At 69.3% G+C, this 20,736-nt stretch carries 1 protein-coding gene; it reads right to left on the reverse strand.

Translation table 11 applies throughout. The features are described 5' to 3' along the window. Positions 1–138: 138 nt before the first annotated feature. Complete coding sequence (locus tag AC2YG9_RS18055; protein WP_487299380.1) at positions 139–20,607, reverse strand: VCBS domain-containing protein; 20,469 nt, start codon at positions 20,605–20,607, stop codon at positions 139–141. Positions 20,608–20,736: the final 129 nt, after the last annotated feature.

A 20,736-nucleotide genomic window follows, 5' to 3' on the forward strand; every position in this document is an offset into this window, starting at 1 on the left:
GGTTCCATCGGCCATGGGGCGTCTATACGCCCGTCAAGCCGGCGGTCCCCTCCCCGCCTGTGTGCCGGACGGCAGGAATGGCTTGCTTAAGCCCGTCCCGCCGCCCCGTTAGTCCGCGGCGGGACAGGTCCCCCGCGCCTAGAGGATCCAGCCGCTGGCGTTCGTCACCTGACCCGTGAAGGTCAGGGCGAAGTCCGCCGTGCCGTCGCCGTTGTTGTCGAGCTGCAGCGTCGTGACCTTGGTCACCGTGCTGTAGGTCAACACAGCCTGACCGGCGACGCCGCTGAAGCCGCTGGCCCAGGTGAAGGCCTGGTTGCCGCCCAGGTTGATGTTGGCGTCGATGGCTGACAGGTCGACCGTGTCCAGCGCGTTGCTGAAGTCGGTGATCCGGTCCGCACCCCCCGGTGCGGAGTCCGTGATCGCACTGAACACGAACCGGTCCGAACCTGAACCGCCGGTCATGGTGTCGAGCCCGATCCCACCGATCAGAACATCGTCACCGTCCCCACCGAGCATGCGGTCATTGCCCGCATCGCCCCAAAGGCTGTCATTGCCGGCGTCCCCGTTGAGGGTGTCGGCGTCGTCGCCGCCGTGGATCTGGTCGACCCCGTCGCCGCCGTAGAGGGTGTCGAGACCCGTCCCACCCCACAGGGTGTCGTCGCCGAGCTGGCCGAGGATGGTGTCGTTGCCGGCATCGCCCCAGGCCTGGTCGGCGTCATCACCGCCGTAGATCTTGTCGGTCCCGTCGCCGCCATAGAGCTTGTCTGCGCCGACGTCGCCGGACAGCTGGTCGTCGCCCGCGTCACCCTTGAGGATGTCGAGGCCCGCGCCGCCGTTCAGGTTGTCCAGGCCATCGCCGCCGCCCAGGTCGTCGTTGCCGTCCGCCCCTGTCAGCTTGTCGTCGCCGGCGTCGCCACGCAGGAAGTCGTTGCCGACGCCGCCGTTGATGACATCGTTGTCGGCGCCGCCGTAGACCTTGTCGTCGCCGCCATCGCCGTTGAGCGTATCGGCCCCGGCGTCGCCCAGGATCTGGTCGTTGTCGTCGCCGCCGTACGCCCGGTCGTTGCCGAGGTTGCCGTAGATCTTGTCGGCCCCGATCCCGCCGGTCAGCGTGTCGTCGCCGTCGAAGCCCGTCAGGGTGTCGTCGCCGGCGTCGCCGTACAGGAAGTCGCCGTCGACGCCGCCGTTGAGACGGTCGATGCCGTTGCCGCCATAGAGACGGTCGACACCGGCCTCGCCGTTCAGGGTGTCATCGTCGTCGTCACCGCGCAGGGTGTCGCCGCCGGCGCCGCCGGTGAGGACGTCCTTGCCGGTCCCGCCGGCCATGGTGTCGTCGCCCTCGCCCCCGAACAGCTTGTCGTCGCCGGCATCCCCGCTGAGGTTGTCGTTGTCGTTCTCGCCATACAGGCTGTCTGCCCCCTCGCCGCCGATCAGGCGGTCGGCGCCGTCGCCACCGTAGAGGCGGTCGATGCCGGCCTCGCCGTTGATCAGGTCGTTGCCGCCCATGCCCTTGAGCACGTCGTCGCCGGCCCGGCCCAGCAGGGTGTCGCCGCCGACGTTGCCGGTCAGGGTGTCGTTGCCAGTCCCGCCGTAGAGAGTCATGCGGGCCACCACCTGCACCGTGGCCACGGCGACGTTGCTGGTGGCCAGGCCGTCGGTGACGGTGACCTGGATCAGCCGGTCGCCGAGCGGCGGCGTCGGGTTGGTGGAGTTGAAGGTGACCAGGTGCAGCGCCTGCTGGAAGGCGCTCTCGCTGGCCGGCCCGGTCAGGGTCAGGATGCCCGTGCCGCTGTCATAGACGGAGGCGGTGATGCCCAGAGCCGTCAGGGCCGAGGCGTTGCTGATGCCCAGCCGATCGCCCGACGAGGGGTTGGTCAGGCGCAGGGTGGCGCTGGTCATGGTCGCATCGTCGGGATCGTCGACCAGGACGTCGGCCGGGATGATGATCACCGGCCCGGTGCTGTCGCCGAAGCCGACCACCGTGCCCGTGCCGCCGCGGCTGACCTGCAGGTCGAGGACCGGCGCGTCGTTGATGCCGAGCACAGTGATGTCGAGGCTGGCGGTGTCAGTTGCCCCGGCCGCATCTGTCACCGTGTAGGTGAAGCTGTCGGTCAGCGTCTGGCTGGCCCCCAGCGCCGCCACCTGGGCGTTGGCCCCGTTGACGACGTAGCTCCAGGTCCCGTCGGCGTTGAGCGTCAGGGTCCCGTACTGGCCGGCGAAGGCCGTTCCGACCGAGCCGCCGGTCACCGCCGAGACGGTCTTGCTGTCGCCGCCGTCAACATCGCTGTCGTTGGTCAGGACGTTGCCCGAGCCGTTGGGCCCGCCGTCGGTCGCATTGCCCAGATCATCGCCCGCCACCGGGGCGTCATTGGCGCCCTGGATGGTGATGGTCAGGGTGGTGGTGCTGGTCAGGCCGACCGCGTCCCGCATCGTGTAGGTGAAGGTCTCGGTCAGGGTGGTCCCCGCCGTACGCAGACCGTTCACCGCCGCATTGGCGTTGTCGACGACGTAGCTGTAGCTGCCGTCGGCGTTGAGGGTCAGCGAACCGTAAGCGCCGTTGAGGGCCGAACCGAGGGTTCCGGTCGTGGCGCCGAACGTGACCTCTGTGACGGTCCTGGTGTCGCCCGCGTCGTCGTCGGTGTCGTTGGTCAGGACGTTGCCCGAAGGATCGGTCCCGGCCCCGATGCCGGCTTCAACGGCCGTCGCCACATCCGCCACCGCCACCGGCGCCTCGTTGGCCCCGTAGACGGTGATGGTCAGGACGGCGGTGTCGGTCGCCCCGGCCGCGTCGGTCATGGTGTAGGTGAAGGACTCGGTCAGGCTGTCGGTCGGGCCGAGCGCGAGGACCGCCGGATCGCTCTCGTCGGTGACATAGCGGTAGGAACCATCGGCGTTGAGCGTCAGGGTCCCGTGGTCGCCGACCAGGCCGACGCCGACCGTGCCGCCACCGATGGCGGAGACCGTCCTGGTATCGCCGGTGTCGACATCGGTGTCGTTGCTCAGGACATTGCCGACCGCGTCGATGGGCGTTCCGTCGCCGTCCTTCATGGCCGAGCCGACGTCGTCGTTGGCGATCGGGGCGTCGTTGCCGCCCTGGACCGTGACGGTCAGGGTCGCGGTGCTGGTCGCCCCGGCCGCGTCGCGCACCGTGTAGGTGAAGACATCGCTCAGGGTATCCGAAGCGGTGCGCAGGGCGCCCACCGCCACATCGCTGTCGTCGACGACGTAGGTGTAGGAGCCGTCGGCGTTGAGCGTCAGGCTGCCGTACTCGCCGGCCAGGGCCGAGCCGAGCGTGCCGCCGCTGAGGGCGGAGACGGTCCTGGTATCGCCCGTGTCCACGTCGCTGTCGTTGCTCAGGACGTTGCCGGTGGCGTTGCTGCCCGCAGCCGTCCCGGCCTCGACCGCCACGCCGCTGTCGTTGACGCCGACCGGGGCGTCGTTGGCGCCGTTGATGGTGATCGCCAAGGTGGTGGAGCTGGTCGCCCCGGCCGTGTCCGCCACCGTGTAGGTGAAGGTGTCGGTCAGGGTCTGGCCGGCCTGCAGGGCGTTGACGGCCGCATTGGCGTTGTCGACCGCGTAGCTCCAGGTCCCGTCGGCGTTGAGGGTCAGCGCGCCGTAGGTCCCGGCCGAGGCCGAGCCCACCGTCCCGCCGCTGAGGGCGGAAACGGTCTTGCTGTCGCCGCCATCGACGTCCGTATCGTTGGTCAGGACGTTGCCGCTGGCCCACGAACCCGCCGCCGTGCCGGCCTCCAGGGCCGAGCCGGTGTCGGCCGCCGCCATCGGGGCGTCGTTGGCGCCCTGGATGGTGATGGTCAGGGTCGTCGAGCTGGTCGCGCCCGCCGTATCGCTGACGATGTAGGTGAAGACCTCGGTCAGCGTCTGGCCGGCGGTCCGCAGGGCCTGGACAGTCGCGTTGCTGTTGTCGATGACGTAGCTGTAGCTGCCGTCGGCGTTGAGCGTCAGGCTGCCGTAGGCGCTCGGCGTCGCCGCACCAACCACGCCGCCGATCAGGCCGGAGACGGTCTTGCCGTCGCCGCTGTCCACATCGGTGTCGTTGGTCAGCACGTTACCCGTGGCGTTGGAGCCCGCAGCCGCGCCGGCCTCGACCGCCGTGCCGGTGTCGGCGACGGCCACCGGGGCGTCGTTGGCCCCATGGACGGTGATGGTCAGGGTGGTCTGGCTGGTCGCCCCGGCCGCGTCCGTCATTGTGTAGGTGAAGACGTCGGTCAGGGTGTCGCCGGCCGTCCGCAGGGCGTTAACCGCCGCGTTGGCGTTGTCGACGGCGTAGCTGTAGCTGCCGTCGGCGTTGAGGGTCAGCGCGCCGTAGGTCCCGTTGAGGGCCGAACCGAGCGTGCCGCCGCTGAGGGCGGTGACGGTCTTGCTGTCGCCCGCGTCGACGTCGGTGTCGTTGCTCAGGACATTGCCCGTCGCATTCGACCCGGCGCTGGTCCCGGCCTCGGTCGCCGAGCCCGTGTCCGCCACGGCCACCGGGGCGTCGTTGGCCCCCTCGATGGTGATGGTCAGGGTCGTCGAGCTGGTCGCCCCCGCTGTGTCGGTCACAGTGTAGGTGAAGACGTCGCTCAGGGTCTGACCCGCCGTACGCAGGGCCTGGACCGCCGCGTTGGCGTTGTCGATGGCGTAGCTGTAGCTGCCGTCGGCGTTGAGGGTCAGGGAACCGTAGGTCCCGGCCGAGGCCGAGCCGACCGTGCCGCCGCTGAGGCCCGAGACTGTCTTGCCGTCGCCGCTGTCGACGTCGGTGTCGTTTGTCAGGACGTTGCCGGTGGCGTTCGACCCGGCGTTGGTCCCGGCCTCGACGGCCGTGCCGACATCGGCCACCGCCACCGGAGCGTCGTTGGCGCCCTGGATGGTGATGGTCAGGGTCGTCGTGCTGGTCAGGCCGACGGCGTCCCGCATGGTGTAGGTGAAGACCTCGGTCAGGGTGTCCGAAGCGGTCCGCAGGGCGTTCACCGCCCCATTGGCGTTGTCGATGGCGTAGCTGTAGCTGCCGTCGGCGTTCAGGGTCAGGGACCCGTAGTCGCCCGCCAGAGCGGAACCGAGCGTGCCCGTGACAGCCCCGAACTTGACCTCGGTGACCGCCTGGGTGTCGCCGTCATCGGGGTCGGTGTCGTTGGTCAGCACGTTGCCGCTGGCGTTCGAACCGGCAGCGGCGCCGGCCTCGACCGCCGTGTCGACATCGGCGACCGCCGTCGGCGCCTCGTTGGCCCCGTAGACCGTGATGGTCAGGGTGGCGGTATCTGTCGCCCCGGCCGCGTCGGTCACGGTGTAGGTGAAGACGTCGGTCAGGCTGTCGGTCGGGCCGAGGGCCACGACCGCCGGATCGCTCTCGTCGGTGACATAGCGGTAGGAGCCGTCGGCGTTGAGCGTCAGGGTCCCGTGCTCGCCGACCAGGCCGGCGCCGACTGTGCCGCCGGCGATGGCGGAGACGGCCTTGGTGTCGCCGGTGTCGACGTCGGTGTCGTTGGTCAGGACGTTGCCGACCGCGTCGATCGGGACGCCATTGCCGTCCTTGCCGGCGAAATCGCTGTCATCGACCGCCACCGGGGCGTCGTTGGCGCCCTGGACGGTGACGGTCAGGGTGGCGGTGCTGGTCGCCCCGGCCGCATCCCGCACCGTATAGGTGAAGACATCGGTCAGAGTGTCGCCGGCTGTGCGAAGGGCGTTCACCGCCGCGTCGCTGTTGTCGACGACGTAGCTGTAGCTGCCGTTCGCGTTGAGCGTCAGGCTGCCGTAGTCGCCAGCCAGGGCCGAACCGACCGAGCCGCCGCTGAGGGCGGAGACGGTCTTTGTGTCGCCGGTGTCGACGTCGGTGTCGTTGGTCAGGACGTTGCCGGCGGCGTTGCTGCCGGCGCTGGCGCCGGCCTCGACGGCGGCGCCGGTGTCGTTCACGCCGACCGGCGCGTCGTTGGCGCCGTTGATGGTGATCGTCAGGGTCGTCGAGCTGGTCGCGCCGGCCGCGTCCGCCACCGTGTAGGTGAAGATATCGGTCAGCACCTGGCCCGACGCCAGGGCGTCAACCGTCGCGTTGCCGTTATCGACGACGTAGCTGTAGGTCCCGTTGGCGTTCAGGGTCAGCGAACCGTAGGTCCCGGCGAAGGCCGAGCCCACCGTGCCACCGCTGAGCGCCGAGACCGTCCGGCTGTCGCCGCCATCGACGTCGGTGTCATTGCCGAGCACGTTGCCGGCGGCGTCGGAGCCCGCCGACGTCCCGGCTTCCGTCGCCGAGTTGGTGTCGGCGATCGCCACCGGAGCGTCGTTGGCGCCCTGGATGGTGATGGTCAGGGTCGTGCTGCTGGTCGCCCCGGCCGCGTCGCTCACCGTGTAGGTGAAGACGTCGGTCAGGGTCTGCCCGGCCGTGCGCAGGGCCTGGACCGTGCTGTTGGCGTTGTCGACGGCGTAGCTGTAGGTCCCGTTCGCATTCAGGGTCAGCGCCCCATAGGTCCCATTGAGGGCCGACCCGACCGTGCCGCCGTTGAGAGCGGTGACGGTCTGGCTGTCGCCCGTATCCACGTCCGTATCGTTGGTCAGGACGTTGCCCGTCGCGTTCGAGCCAGCCGCCACCCCGGCCTCGACCGCCGTACCGGTGTCGGCTACCGCCACCGGCGTGTCATTGGCGCCGCGCAGGGTGATGGTCAGGGTGGTGCTGCTGGTCGCCCCGGCCGTATCGGTCACCGTGTAGGTGAAGACGTCGGTCAGGGTGTCGGACGTGGTCCGCAGGGCATTGACCGCCGCATTGGCGTTATCGACCGCGTAGCTGTAACTGCCGTCCGCATTGAGGGTCAGCGCGCCGTAGGTCCCGCTGAGGGCCGAGCCGACCGTGCCTCCGCTGAGCGCCGAGACGGTCTTGCTGTCACCGGCGTCCACATCGGTGTCGTTGGTCAGGACGTTGCCGGTCGCGTTCGAGCCCGCCGCCGCCCCCGCTTCCGTCGCCGAGCCGGTGTCGGCCACGGCGACCGGGCCGTCGTTCGCGCCCTGGATGGTGATCACCAGGGCGTTCTGTCCGGAGGCGCCGGCCGTGTCGCGCATGGTGTAGAGGAAGTTGTCGGTCAGGGTCTCGCCGGCCGTGCGCAGGGCCTGAACCGTGGCGTTGCTGTCGTCGACGACATAGCTGTAGGTCCCGTTGGCGTTGAGAGTCAGGGTCCCGTACTCGCCGGCCAGGGCCGAGCCGACCGTGCCGCCGCTGACGGCCGAGACGGTCTTGGTGTCGCCGGTGTCCGGGTCGAAGTCGTTGGTCAGGACGTTGCCGGTGGCGTTGATGCCCGCCGACGTCCCCGCCTCGACCGCCGTGCCGGTGTCGCCCGCGACCAACGGGAAGTCGTTGCCGCCCTGAATGGTGATGGTCAGGGTCGTGGTGCTGGTCGCCCCCGCCGTGTCGCGCATCGTGTAGGTGAAGACCTCGGTCAGGGTGTCCGAAGCCGTGCGCAGGGCGTTCACCACCGGGTCGCTGTTGTCGATGGCGTAGACGTAGGAGCCGTCGGCGTTGAGCCACATGCTGCCGTACTCGCCGGCCAGGGCCTGGCCGACGGTCCCGCTGACGATACCGAACTTCACCTCGGTGACGGTCTGGCTGTCGCCGTCATCCGGATCGGTGTCGTTGGTCAGGACGTTGCCGGTGGCGTTCGAACCCGGCGCACCGGCGCCGGCCTCGACAGCCGTGCCGACATCGGCGACCGCCGTCGGCGACTCGTTGGCTCCGAAGACGGTGATGGTCAGGACGGCGGTGTCGGTCGCCCCGGCCGTGTCGGTGACGGTGTAGTTGAAGGTCTCTGAGATGCTGTCGGTCGGGCCGAGGGCCACAACCGCTGGATCCAGCTCGTCGATGACATAGGTATAGCTGCCGTCGGCGTTGAGGGTCAGCGTGCCGTACTGGCCGGCGTGGGCCGCGCCGACCGTGCCGCCGCTGAGGGCGGAGACGGTCTTCGTATCGCCGCTGTCCACGTCGGTGTCGTTGCTCAGCACATTGCCGGTCGCGTCATTGGCTGGTCCGCCGTCGACGCCGAGGCTGGCGGAACCGACGTCATCGACCGCCGCCGGGGCGTCGTTGGCGCCCTGGATGGTGATGGTCAGGGTTGCCGTACTGGTCGCCCCAGCCGTATCCCGCACCGTGTAGGTGAAGCTGTCGCTCAGAGTGTCGCCGGCCAGGCGCAGGGCCTGAACCGCCGCGTTGGCGTTGTCGACGACGTAGCTGTAGGCGCCGTTGGCGTTGAGCGTCAGGCTTCCGTAACTGCCGGCCAAGGCCGAACCGACCGTGCCGCCGCTGAGCGCCGACACCGTCTTGGTGTCGCCGGTGTCGACGTCGGTGTCGTTGGTCAGGACGTTGCCGCCAGCGTTGCTGCCCGCCGAGGTTCCCGCCTCTACCGCCGTGCCGGTGTCATTGACCCCTGCCGGCGCATCGTTGGCCCCATGGACCGTGATGGTCAGGGTCGCGGTGCTGGTCGCCCCGGCCGTATCCCGCACCGTGTAGGTGAAGACGTCGGTCAGGGTGTCGGTGAACTGCCGCAGGGCGTTGACCGCCGCGTTGGCGTTGTCGGCGACGTAGCTGTAGCTGCCGTCGGCGTTCAGGGTCAGCGAGCCGTAGGTCCCGACATGGGGCGAGCCGACTGTCCCGCCGCTGACCGCCGAGACGGTCTTGGTGTCGCCGGCGTCCACGTCCGTATCGTTGGTGAGCACGTTGCCGCTGGCGTCCGAACCCGCCGCGACACCCGCCTCGGTGGCCGAGCCGGTGTCGGCGACCCCGACGGGGGCGTCATTGGCGCCCTGGATGGTCACCGTCAGGGTGCTGGAGCTGGTCGCCCCCGCCGTGTCCCGCATGGTGTAGCCGAAGGTGTCGGTAAGGGTCTCACCGGCGGTGCGCAGCGCCTGGACCGCCGCATTGGCGTTGTCGACGACATAGGTCCAGGTGCCGTTGCTGTAGAGCTGCAGATAGCCGTAGTCGCCTTGGAGCGCAGCGGCGACCGTCCCGTTGACGGCGCCCTTGGAAACGCCGGTGACGGTCTTGGTGTCGCCGCTGTCGACGTCGGTGTCGTTGCTGAACACCTGGCCGACGCCGTTCGAGCCGGAGGCCGGCACGTGGCTGCTGGCCTCGACCGCGGTGCCGGTGTCGGCGACGGCCACGGGCGCGTCATTGGTCCCGCGAATGGTAATGGTCAGGGTCGTGCTGCTGGTCGCCCCGGCTGTGTCGATGACCGTGTAGGTGAAGGCGTCGGTCAGGGTGTTGGCGGTCGTGCGCAAGGCGTTGACCGTCGCATTGGCGTTATCGACGACGTAGCTGTAGCTGCCGTCGGCGTTCAGGGTCAGGGCGCCGTAGGTCCCGGTCAGGGCCTGGCCGACGATGCCGACAGGGCCGTCGCCGACGGTTCCGACGGCGGAGACGGTCTTGCTGTCGCCGCTGTCCACGTCGGTGTCGTTGGTCAGGACGTTGCCCGTGGCGTTCGCGCCCGCCGCGACACCGGCCTCGTCCGCCGTGCCGACATCGACCACCGCCACGGGGGCGTCGTTGGCGCCTTGAAGGGTGATGGTCAGGGTCGTGCTGCTGGTCGCCCCAAGGGTGTCCCGCACCGTGTAGGTGAAGACCTCGGTCAGGGTCTGGCCCGCCGTGCGCAGGGCCTGGACCGTGCTGTTGGCGTTGTCGATGGCGTAGCTGTAGGTCCCGTCGGCGTTGAGCGTCAGGGTCCCGTAGGCGCCGCTCAGGCCCGATCCGACCGTGCCGCTGGTCGCCCCGAACGACACCGCCGAGACGGCCTTGGTGTCGCCCGCATCGACGTCGGTGTCGTTGGTCAGGACGTTGCCGGTGGCGTTGGCGCCGGCGGCCGTGCCGCTCTCCACCGCCGTGCCGGTGTCGATAACTCCGACCGGGGCATCGTTGCTGCCGCCGATGCTGAAGGTCACCGGCCGGGTGGCCGTGCGCCCGCCATCATCGATGGCCGGAACGGTGAAGACCTCGGTGACAGTCTGGCCGGTCTGCAAGGCCTGGGTGGCCGTGCGGGCGTTGTCGAGGGCGTAGGCGAGGCTGTTGGTCGCGGTGGTCAGGACCGCCTGGCCGTAAACGCCGTCCTTGGTCCAGACGCCGGCCGGGCTCTGCACCCAGCCGTCCGCCGCGAGCGCCACGGTGTCGTAGGACACCGTGCCGTCAACATCATCCGGTGTCAGGGCGACGGTGGACAAGGCCGTGCCGGCCACGCCCTGGCCGACTTCGCGCAGGCTGGCGTCGGGAGCGCCGGCGCGCAGTGTCGGGGCGTCGTTGGACCCCAGGATATCGATATTCCAGGCGCCGAGGTTGGTGATGTTCAGCAGGGTGATGGTGTTGCCGCCGCCCGCGTCGATGATGGTGTCGCCGTCATTGACCGTGGCGGCCGCCAGCACATCCTCGACCGTGGCGAAGACCGCCGCGTCGAAGGCCAGCACCTCGTTGGCCCCGTTGAAGTCGAGGATGGTGTCCCCGCCGAATCCGGCGCGGAAGACGAAGGTGTCGCGCCCCAGGCCGCCGACCATGCCGTCGGAGCCGCCGCCAGCTTCAATGCGGTTTGCCGCGTCGCTGCCGGTGATGCTGTCGTCGCCGGCCCCGGTGGTGACGTTCTCGACGCCGTTGAGGGTATCGCTGTCGCCATGGGTGTCGGTGGCCGTGCCGTTGGCCAGGTTGACGACGACGTCGCCCGGGTCGGTCTCGGCCGAGTAGTCGACCGTGTCGTTCAGCCCCGCCGAGCCGGTGAAGCTGTCATTGCCGCGTCCGCCGGTGAAGGTGATGGCCGTGGCCGAGGTCAGACCACTGGCGTCGATGACGTTGACGCCCGTACCGCCGTTGATCCGGACGCCGGAGGCGCCCATCGCGCCTGTCAGGGTGACGCTGTCGTTGTTGTCGAGGCTGACCTCGACCGCTTCGATGCCGGTGGCTGTCACATTGGCGGAGGCGTCGCCGTTGAAGGTCGCCGTGGTCGAGCCCGAGGCGCCCGACAGCACCAGGCTGTCGTTGCTGCCGAAGTTGGTCGTGTGGAGCGCCAGCACGTCCGCCGCGCCCGAAGCGTCGGTGACGGTGTCATGGCCCTCGCCCAGGCTGACGATGTAGCGGTCGTTGTCGGCCCCACCCTGCAGGTCGTCGTCGCCGCCGCTGCCGGTGAGGGTGTCGTCGCCGGCGTCGCCGAACAGCGCGTCATTGCCGCCGCGGCCGTCGAGCTGGTCATTGCCGCCCGCGCCGTGGATGGAGTCCGCCCCTGAACCCGCATAGACCGCGTTGGCGGCGCTGTTGCCGGTCAGGGTGATGGCCGCCGCGTCATTGAAGGTGACGGTGGTCACGCCTGAGCCGAGCGTCAGAACGATGCCCGTGGCCCCGGCCGGTGCGTTGATGGTCAGGTGGTCGTCGGCGACAGTCAGGCCGGTTTCGCCCGAGTAGTCGCCGGCGGTGGCCTGCACGGTGTCACCGGACTGGGCGACGCTGAGCGCCTCTTCGAGGGTCGAGAAGACGCCATCGCGCTGCTGCACCCAGGTCCAGCCGGCCGGGAAGGCATTCTGGCTGAGGAAGGTCGACTCCACGTAGGCGTTGGCCAGGTCGTAGAACCAGGCGCCCGCCCCCGGGCCGCTGAAGGTGTTGTCCTGGATATCGCCGCCGGCCGCCCAGACGACGAGGGCGGCGAAGCCCTCGGCGAAGTCGGCGCTGAAGACATTCTCGAGAATCTGACCGCCGGTCGCCTCGGTCACCAGGCCCGAACCGCCGGTCCCGCTGAACAGGTTATCCAGCACATTGACGCCGGTCGAGGCCGCAACCCCGCTGGCCGTGCCGCGCACCAGCACCAGAGCCAGGTCAGCGGCGCCGCCGAAGACGCTGTCACTGATGCTGACACCGTTCTGGCCGCCGCCGAAGCGCAGGCCATAATCGCCGTTGGCGTTGATGGTGACGCGCAGGATCTCGGTGCCGCTGTTGAGTCCCAGCAGGTCTACCGCCGCCGGGGCGCCGGCGCCGGCGTTGAACACCAGCCGCTCGACCGCATCGGCCCGCAGGGTGATATTGAGGCCCGAACCGACCTCCAGCACCGCCGCGCCGGCCGGACCATTGATGATCACCGTCTCGCCGACGGCGTTCTTGATCCGCAGGTCGTCGACATCGACCACGGCCGTTGCCGACAGGTTGTAGGTCCCGCCCTTGAGGATGACGGTGTCTCCGTCCTCGGCGGCGTCGAGCGCCTCCTGCAGGGTCGAGAAGATCAGGTCGTTGGCGTTGTCGCCGCCCTGGGCGGCGTCGACGATCAGGGGCGGCGGCTCGAGGCCCTGACCCTGGAAGCGCTGCATCTCGATGGAGTAGCCGCTGCCGTCCTGGTTCTGCGAATGCCAGACGGCGACGAAGCCGCGGTCGAGCATGGCAATGGCCGGACCCGACTGGTCGTTCAGGCTGTAGGTGTTGACCAGCACATCGTCGCCGTAGGGCTCGGTGGCGTTGCCGTCGGCGTCGAAGCGCCGGGCGACGACGCCGTTGCTGGAGCCGTCGGCCTGGTAGCTGGTCCAGGCGACTACGAAGCCGCCATCGGGGGCGGCGACGAGGGTGACCTGGGTCTGGTCCTGGTAGCCGACGCCGTTGATCAGGAACTCACCGCCCACGGCGTTGCCCGCCGCGTCATAGCGCTGGCCGGCGATACCGAAGCCGGAGTTATCGCTGTCGGCGCCGGTGTAGGTCTGCCAGGCGATGACGTAGCCGCCGTCGCTGAGGCCGGCCACACTGGAGATGTACTGGGTGGAGTCGGTCAGGGTGTTGACCAGGAACTCCTGGCCATCGCGGGTGCCATCGGCGTTGAACCGCTGGGCGTAGACGCCCCAGTCGCCGCCGTCGTGGTTCAGCGAGCTCCAGGTGATGACGTAGTCGCCATCTGTCAGGGTGGCGATGGTCGGGGTGGTCTGTTGGTCGCTTACGGTGGTGTTGACCACCGTGTCGCTGACGCCGACCAGCTGGCCGGAAGCATCGATGCGGCGGCTGGCGATGGACCAGGTATCGCCGTCAAGGGTGTGCGACTGCCAGGTAACGACCACGCTGCCGTCGGCCAGCAGGGTCGCCTTGGGCGACTCCTGGGTGCTGGGGGTGTAGCTGTTGATGCGCAATTCGGCCGTGGGGTTGCCCGAGGCGTCGGTCAGCATTTCCAGCTGCATGCTGGCGTCGTACTTGCGGGCGTAGACGCCCCAGTCGCCGTCGCCGGCGCCGCCGTTGCCGTAGGACTGGAAGACGACCATGAAGCCGCCGTCGGCCGTGGCCACGACGTTGGGCGCGCGCTGCTCGCTGTTGGTGTAGCTGTTGACCCGGAATTCGGTCAGCGGCACCTGCACCATGTTGCCCTGGCCGTCGGGGACGAGGATCGGGTCGCCGTTGCCGTCGAGCACCCACAGCGGATCGCCGTTCGTGTCGGTCAGCTGGATGGCGTCGCCATCGCTGTCGAAATGTTTGGCGTAGACGCCCCAGCTGGAGCCGTCCTGGCCGTTCGATTGCCAGACCACGACATATGAGCCGTCATCGAGCTTGGTGACCGAGGGATAGGTCTGGTCAGCGGTGGTGTAGCTGTTGACCTGCTGTTCGACGCCGGCGGTGTCGATCGCCAGTTCGGTGACGGCGTCGGGCAGCGGGATGCGCTTGCCGTCGATGCCGCCGCTGCTGCCGTCGCCGACCTCCCAGACGACGATGACGCCGGAACCGTCCGGCTGGACCGCGATGGCGGGCGTCGACTGCTCGCCGGCCGTGGTTTCGTTGAGGCGGAATTCGGCCCCGACCGCGTCGCCGGTGGCGTCGAAGCGCTGGCCGTAGACACCCCAGGTGTCGCCGTCCTGGTAGGCGCTGGTCCAGACCACCATGAAGCCGCCATCGGGCAGGCTGGTCACCCGGGGCTCCTGCTGGTTGTCGTAGGCGTAGGAGGAGACGTGGAACTCGCCGCCACGGGTGGTCCCGTCGGCGTTGAAGATCTGGCCGTAGATGCCGTAACCCGAGCCGTCCTGGCCCGCGCTGTGCCAGGTGACCACCACGCCGCCGTCGGCCAGGGCGGCCATGGCGCCGCCCTCGGCCCCCTGCTCGTTGCCGGTCGTGGTGTTGGCGAGCAGTTCGCCCTGGTTGCCCAGGCTGGTCACCGGGTGACCCGAGGCGTCGTAGAAGCGGACGTACTGGCCGCCGCCGCTGGCGTCCGGCGCATACCAGCTGAAGGCGAAGCCGCCGCCGGCCAGCTGGACCACGGCCGCATGTTGCTGGTGGCCGGCCACGGTGACGTTGACCCGCACCTCGTCGGCGGCGACGCCCGCGGCGTCGTACATCTGCACGACCGAGCCATCGGCGGCGTAGCGCTTGGCGTAGATGCCCCAGGTTTCGTCGCCCGGCTGGCCCGGGGCCGCTTCCTGGTCATAGGACTGCCAGGTGACGATCCACCCGCCGTCGGCCAGGGCCGTTACTTCCGGCCAGTACTGGTCGCGGGCGGTGGTGTCGTTGATGCGGACGGGCGAGCCGCCCGTCGTGCCGTCGAGGTTCAGGCGAACGCCGGCGGCGTCGTAGCGCTGGCCGAAGACGCCCCAGCCGCTTTCGTCGAGCTGGGTCCAGCTGATCAGGAAGCCGCCGTCAGAGAGGACGGTCACGTCCGGGCGGTTCTCGTAGTAGTTGGTGTTGGTGAGGTTGACGATGAACTCGGCGCCGGCCGGCGTGCCGTCGGCGTTGAAACGGCGAGCGATGATGTCCTCGTACTGACCGCCCGGGTTGCTGTCGCTGGTCCAGACAACGATGTAGCTGCCGTCGGCGAAGGCGGCGACCAGGGGGTCGTACTGGTTGCCGGCGGTCGTGACGTTGACGTCGAACTCGTCGTTGTAGGGCAGCTGGGCCTCGGCCACCGAATTGACGGTGACGCGGATGCTGTCGGTGTTCCAGGCGACGTCGCCGCTGCTGGTCTCACGCGACCGGGCGCGCAGCTGCAGGGTGAAGTCGGCGTCGCTGTCGGCAGCCGGGCTGATGGTCAGACCGGACAGAGTCCAGGTGGCGATGTCGACCGTGCGGTCGGCGGCGGTGGCGGTGAAGGTATGGCCAGCGCCGTCGCTGAGGGTGGCGCCTACGGGGATGTCGCTGACCTCGAGGGTCAGGGTTTCGGAACCGTCGGTGTCGACGAGACCGCCGCTGACGGACAGGGCGATGGCGGTGTCCTCGTCGCCGGTGGCGTCGCTGGCGACCAGGGTCGGGCGGTCGGCGGTCGCGCCGCCGTTCGGGCCCGGATCGAAGGTGAAGTGCTGCTGGAAGACACCGGCGGCGCTGCCGTCCTGGCCGGTCGAGGTCCAGACGACGGTGAAGCCGTCGCCGACCACGCTGATGGCCGGGTCGCCCTGGTAGCCGGCGCCGTAGGTGTTGACGCGCTGTTCCTCGTTGAGGGTGCGGCCATCGGCGGCGAAGCGTTTGACGAAGACGTCGACGCCTTCGAAGCCGTCGTTGTGGTCACTCTGCCAGGTCAGCAGGAAGCTGCCGTCGGGCAGGGCCACGATGTCGGCCAGGTTCTGGGTGCCGGCCACGTGGCTGGTCATCACGAACTCGGTCCCGACCCGGGCGCCGTTGGCGTCGTAGAGCTGTCCGACCAGGCCGGTGGAGCTGCTGTCGAGGACGTCGGACTGGAAGACCACGACGAAGCCGCCGCCGGCCAGGCCGACGACCTTGGGATCGTGCTGGTAGCCGTAGGTGGTGTCGTTGACGCGGAAGTTGGTGGCCGCGACCGAGCCGTCGGGGTTGGTCCCGGTCAGACGGGTGACCGTGCCGCCAGCCAGGTCGACGCCGAAGCGCTGGCCAAAGACACCGCCCGAGTGGCCGTCGCTGTCGTTGTCGCGCCAGACGATGACGAAGCCACCATCGGCCGTGGCGGCGATGGCGGGATAGTATTCATTGCTGTCGTTGCCGTTCAGACGCGGGATTTGCAGGTTGACGGTAAAGTCCGCGCCCACGGCGACGCCGGCGGCGTTGAAGACCCGGGCCTCGACCTCGCCGCTGTCCTGATGCCAGGTGACCACGAAGCCGCCGGCGTTGGCGCCGGTGAGGGCCGTGACCTGGGCGTCGTATTGGTTGCCGGGCGCGCCGCTGTTGACCTGGAACTCGCCGCCGACGGCAGCCCCGGCGGCGTTGAAGCGCTGGGCGTAGATGCCGTAGCCCGAGCCATCACCGACGGAAGACTGCCAGGTGACGACGAAGCCGCCACCACCGAGCGCGGCGATCTGGGGATTGGTCTGGTCGCCGGTCAGGGTGGTGTTGACGGTGAATTCGGCGCCGACCGGCTGGCCCGCGGCGGTGTAGCGCTGGGCGAAGACCCCGTTGGAGGAGATATCGCCGGTGCCCCGGCTGGGTGCGCTCTTCCAGACGACGACATAGCTGCCGTCATCGAGGGTTGCGATGTCGGCGCCCGACTGGTCGTGGGCCGACTTGGTGTTGACCTGGTTCTCGCCGCCGGTCGGGGCGGCCAGCTGGGCGTCCAGCTCGATCCGGGTTCCGAAGATGCCCCAACCCGAACCATCGCCCCAGTAGCCGTCACTGTAGGTGTCGTGGCCCTGCCAGACGGCGATCAGGCTGCCGTTGGCGCCGGCGGCCAGGAAGGGATAGCGCTGCTCGCCGAAGGTGCGGGTCGAGTCGAGCGGGAACTCACCGCCGACGGCGTCGCCCTCGGCGTCGAAGCGCTGGCCGAAGACGCCATAGCCGTACATGTCCTCGCTCTGGCCGTTCCAGGCGACGAAGAAGCCGCCATCGGCCAGGGCGACGGCCTGGGCCTTGCTCTGGTCACTGCTGGTGACGCGGTTGGCCAGGAACTCATCGCTGCGGGCCGAGCCGTCGGCGTTGTAGATGCGGCCGTAGACGCCCCAGCTGGAACCGTCGCCGGTGTCGCTCTGCCAGAGGACGAGGAAGCCCCCGTCGGCGAGGACCGTGACATTGGGATGGTACTGCTGACCGGCCGTCGTCTGGTTGACGATGGCCTCGGCCGAGGCCGGCTGGCCGATGCCGTCGAAGCGGCGGACGACGACGCCGTGGTTATTGCCTGCCCCTTCCTGGGCGTAGCTGTTCCAGACGGCGACGAAGCCGCCGCCCGGCAGGCCCTGGATCGAGGGCCAGCTCTGTTCGCCCGCCGTGGTGGTGTTGAGGCGGAACTCGTCGGCGCCGACGCTGGCGCCGTTGCGGCTGACCGCCTGGCCGGAGGCGTCGTAGCGCTGGGCGTAGATGCCGTAACTGGAGCCGTCCTGCGGCTCCGAATGCCAGACGATCAGGTAGCCGCCGTCGCTGAGGGCGGTGATGTCGGAGTGGAACTGGTAGGTGGCATAGGGCGAGTAGGTGTTGACGTGGGTTTCCGCGCCGGGATTGCCGGCGGCGTCGTACACGCGGGCATAGACGTCGTAGTAGCTGTAGTAGGGGTCGGTGGTGGCGGTGGTCGGGACGGCCTGGCCGAAACTGCTCCAGGTGACGACGAAGCCGCCGCCGGCCAGGGTGACGACCGAGGCCTCCATCTGGGTCGAGCTGGTGAAGCTGTTGACCTGGAACTCGGTTCCGACCGGCGTGCCGTCGGCGGCGTAGCGCTGGCCGTAGACGCCCCACTCACTGCCGTCCTGGCCGTTCGACTGCCAAACGACGACGTAGGAGCCGTCAGCCCAGCTGGAGAGCGGGGAGCGGGACATCTGCTCGCCGCTGACGTCGAACAGCTGGTCGCCGGCCGTGTAGCTGTTCACGCGTTCGGAGCGACCGCCAACCTCCATGGTGTCGGCGCGGGCGTCGACGGTGACGGCGAGCTGGGCTTCGTTGGTGACGGTGTCGCCGCTGGCGCTGTCCGTGGAGGTGGCGCGGACGCGGAGGACGAAGTCAGCCTCGGAGTCTTGGGCCGGCGTGACGGTCAGGCTGGACAGCTGCCAGCCGCTGACGTCAGCCCATGTCTGGCCGAGGACGGCAGTGAAGTGGTGGCCGAGCCCGTCGGCCAGGGTGGCGCCGACCGGCAGGCCGGCGATGGAGATCGTCAGCGACTCCGTGCCCACGGCGGCGCCCGACAGGGCGGCGGTGACGTCGAGGTCGATAGCGGTGTCCTCGGCGCCTTGCGCCGCCGCGGTGAGCAGGACCGGGCGGTGGGCGGTGTCGGACGTGGCGTTCAGGCCGTCGACGGTGAAGCGCTGGCTCCAGATGGAGCCGCCGCTACCGTCGTAGGATTGTGCGTACTCGCTGGTCTCATGCTCCCAGACGACGACGAAGCCGTCCAGCGTCGCGGCGACCGAGGGCCAGCGCTGATTGCCCAGCGTGTTGACGGTGTCGACGACGAATTCCTCGTTGAGAACACTGCCGTCGGCGGCGAAGCGCTTGGCATAGACCTCCTGGCCCTCGGCGGAATCGACCTGCTCGGAGATCCAGACGACCACGAAGCTGCCGTCCGCAAGGGCGGCGATGGAGGGGTCGGCCTGGGTGCCGTACTGGCCCCCGTTGACGCGGAACTGGGGCGCCCGGAGGGTTCCGTCCTCGTTGTAGACCTGGGCCCAGACGGCGAGGCCGGACTGGTCGCTGTGGTTCGACGAGAAGGTGATGACGAAGCCGCCGTCGGCCAGCGCGGTCATGCACTGGTACTTCATGTACTGGTCGTGGACGGTCTGCAGGTTGACGCGCCAGCTTGCGGCAGCCGCCGTGCCGTCGGCGTTCGTGCCGCCGACCAGGGCGCCGGAGGCGTCGTAGCGGCGGGCGTAGAGACCCTCGCCGGAGCCGTCATTGCCGCTGTCGGCGAACAGGATGACGAAGCCGCCGTCCTCGAGCGCCAGGACCCTGCCCTGGTGTTCGGAGTTGTCGGAGGTGTTGACGCTGTCTGCGACGCTGACGCGGGTTTCCCCGCCGACCTTGGCGCCGGCGGCGTCGAAGCGCTGGAAGAAGACGTCGTAGCTGGAGCCGCCGTTCATGTTGTAGCCGCGGTAGACGGCCACGAAGCCCCCATCGGCAAGGCCGGTGACGGCGGGATAGATCTGCTCCCCGCCGGTCGTGGTGTTGAGGCGGAACTCGCCGCCCGAGAGGGAACCGTCGGCGTTGAACAGCTGGCCGATGGAGACGTAGTCGGTGTCGCCCGACTGGTTGTAGGCCCCCCAGACGACGACGAACCGGCCGTCGGCCAGCTGCGAAACCTGGAAGCCGAAATCATAGGGCTGGTCGCCGGCGGTGACGGTGTTGACCTGGAATTCCGCGCCCGAGCGCGTGCCATCGGCGTTGTAGCGCTGGGCGAACAGGCCCCAGCCGGACCCGTCGCCCGAATTGTAGGTGGTCTGGCTCTGCCAGACGACGACATAGGTTCCGTCGTCGGCCGAGACGACCTGCGGCAGACGCTGGTTGAAGCCTGTGGCGGTGTTGACCAGCTCCTCGCCGCCGTGGCGGACAATCCCTTCCTCGAGCGCGTAGGTCTTCTGGTAGATCGCCCAGCCTTCGCTGTCGCCCGTGGTCGAGTGCCAGACCAGCTGGAAGCCGCCCTCGAAGGTGCGGATCTGCGGCACATACTGGTCGCCAAGGTAGTTGCCGGTGTTGGCCATCACCTCGCCGCCGACCTTGTCGCCCTCGGCGTCGAAGCGCTGGTAGAAGACGCCGGCGCCGTGGTTGTCGGCGCTGTGCCAGACGACCAGGAAGCCGCCGTCGCTCAGGGCGGCGATCTGGGAGCCCTCACGGACCGGGCCGTTCGACTGCGAGCCGCCGGCGTAGGTGTTGACCTGGAACTCGTTGCCGACCGGCACGCCGCCGGCGGTCAGGAAGCGGGCGAAGACGCCGTACTGGTCGCCATCCTGGCCATAGCTGCTCCAGGAGACGACGACGCGGCCGTCCTCCAGCAGGGCGGCGTTGGGCCAGATCTGCTCGCTCGGCGTATATTGGCTGATGCGGAACTCGTCGGTGGCGACCGTGCCGTCGGCGTTGTAGAGCTTGGCGAAGATGTCGACGTTGCCGGCCAGATGGCGGCTGCCGTAGAGCATTAGAAGCTTGCCGTCGGCCATGACGACCTGCTCGTTCCAGCCCTGGGAGTTGCCGGTCGAGGTATTGATCAGGGTCTGATCGCGGATGTTGCCGTTGGCCGCGCCGCTCCAGGCGACGAAATTGCCGGCCCCGTCGAAGCGCTGGGCGTAGACGCGGTAGCTGCTGGCGTCGCCCGGGCCCCCTGTCGAGTCCCAGCTGATCACATAGCCCGCACCCCAGGCGTGGACGATGGGTTCGGACTGGTCGCCGCTGGTGGTGACCGGCACCAGGGTCTCGGCCCCGATGGGCGCCCCGTCGGCCCCGAACAGCTGGGCGTAGATCCCCTGGCCCGAGCCGTCCTGGGCGTCGTAGCTGTTCCAGACAATGACGAACTTGCCGTCCGGCAGGACGGTGATGTCGGGATAGTATTGCCGCCCCGCCGTCGTCGAATTGACCAGCACCTCCTGGGCGCCGAGCGTCAGCCCGTCGGCCGACACCTTCTGGCCGGCGGCGTTGTAGCGCTGGAACCAGATGCCGCCGTTGGTGTCGCCGGCCTGTGTCGACGAGATCCAGGCGATGACGTAGCCGCCGTCCGGCAGGGTCGCGACCGTCGGATAGTTCTGATGGCCGGCGGTGGTTTCGTTGACGACGGTTTCGGTGCGCTGGTTGGGCATCGGGGGCTGTCCTTAGACGAGCAGCGCCGCGCGGCGGTGGGCCGGGCGGCGGGCAGGATTGCAGGGCATGGAGGTGCTGGAGGCGCGAAGGCCGCGTCGAAACGACGGGTTGGCAAAGTGAAGCATGCG

It is taken from the genome of Caulobacter sp. SRI_014, assembly GCF_057586315.1.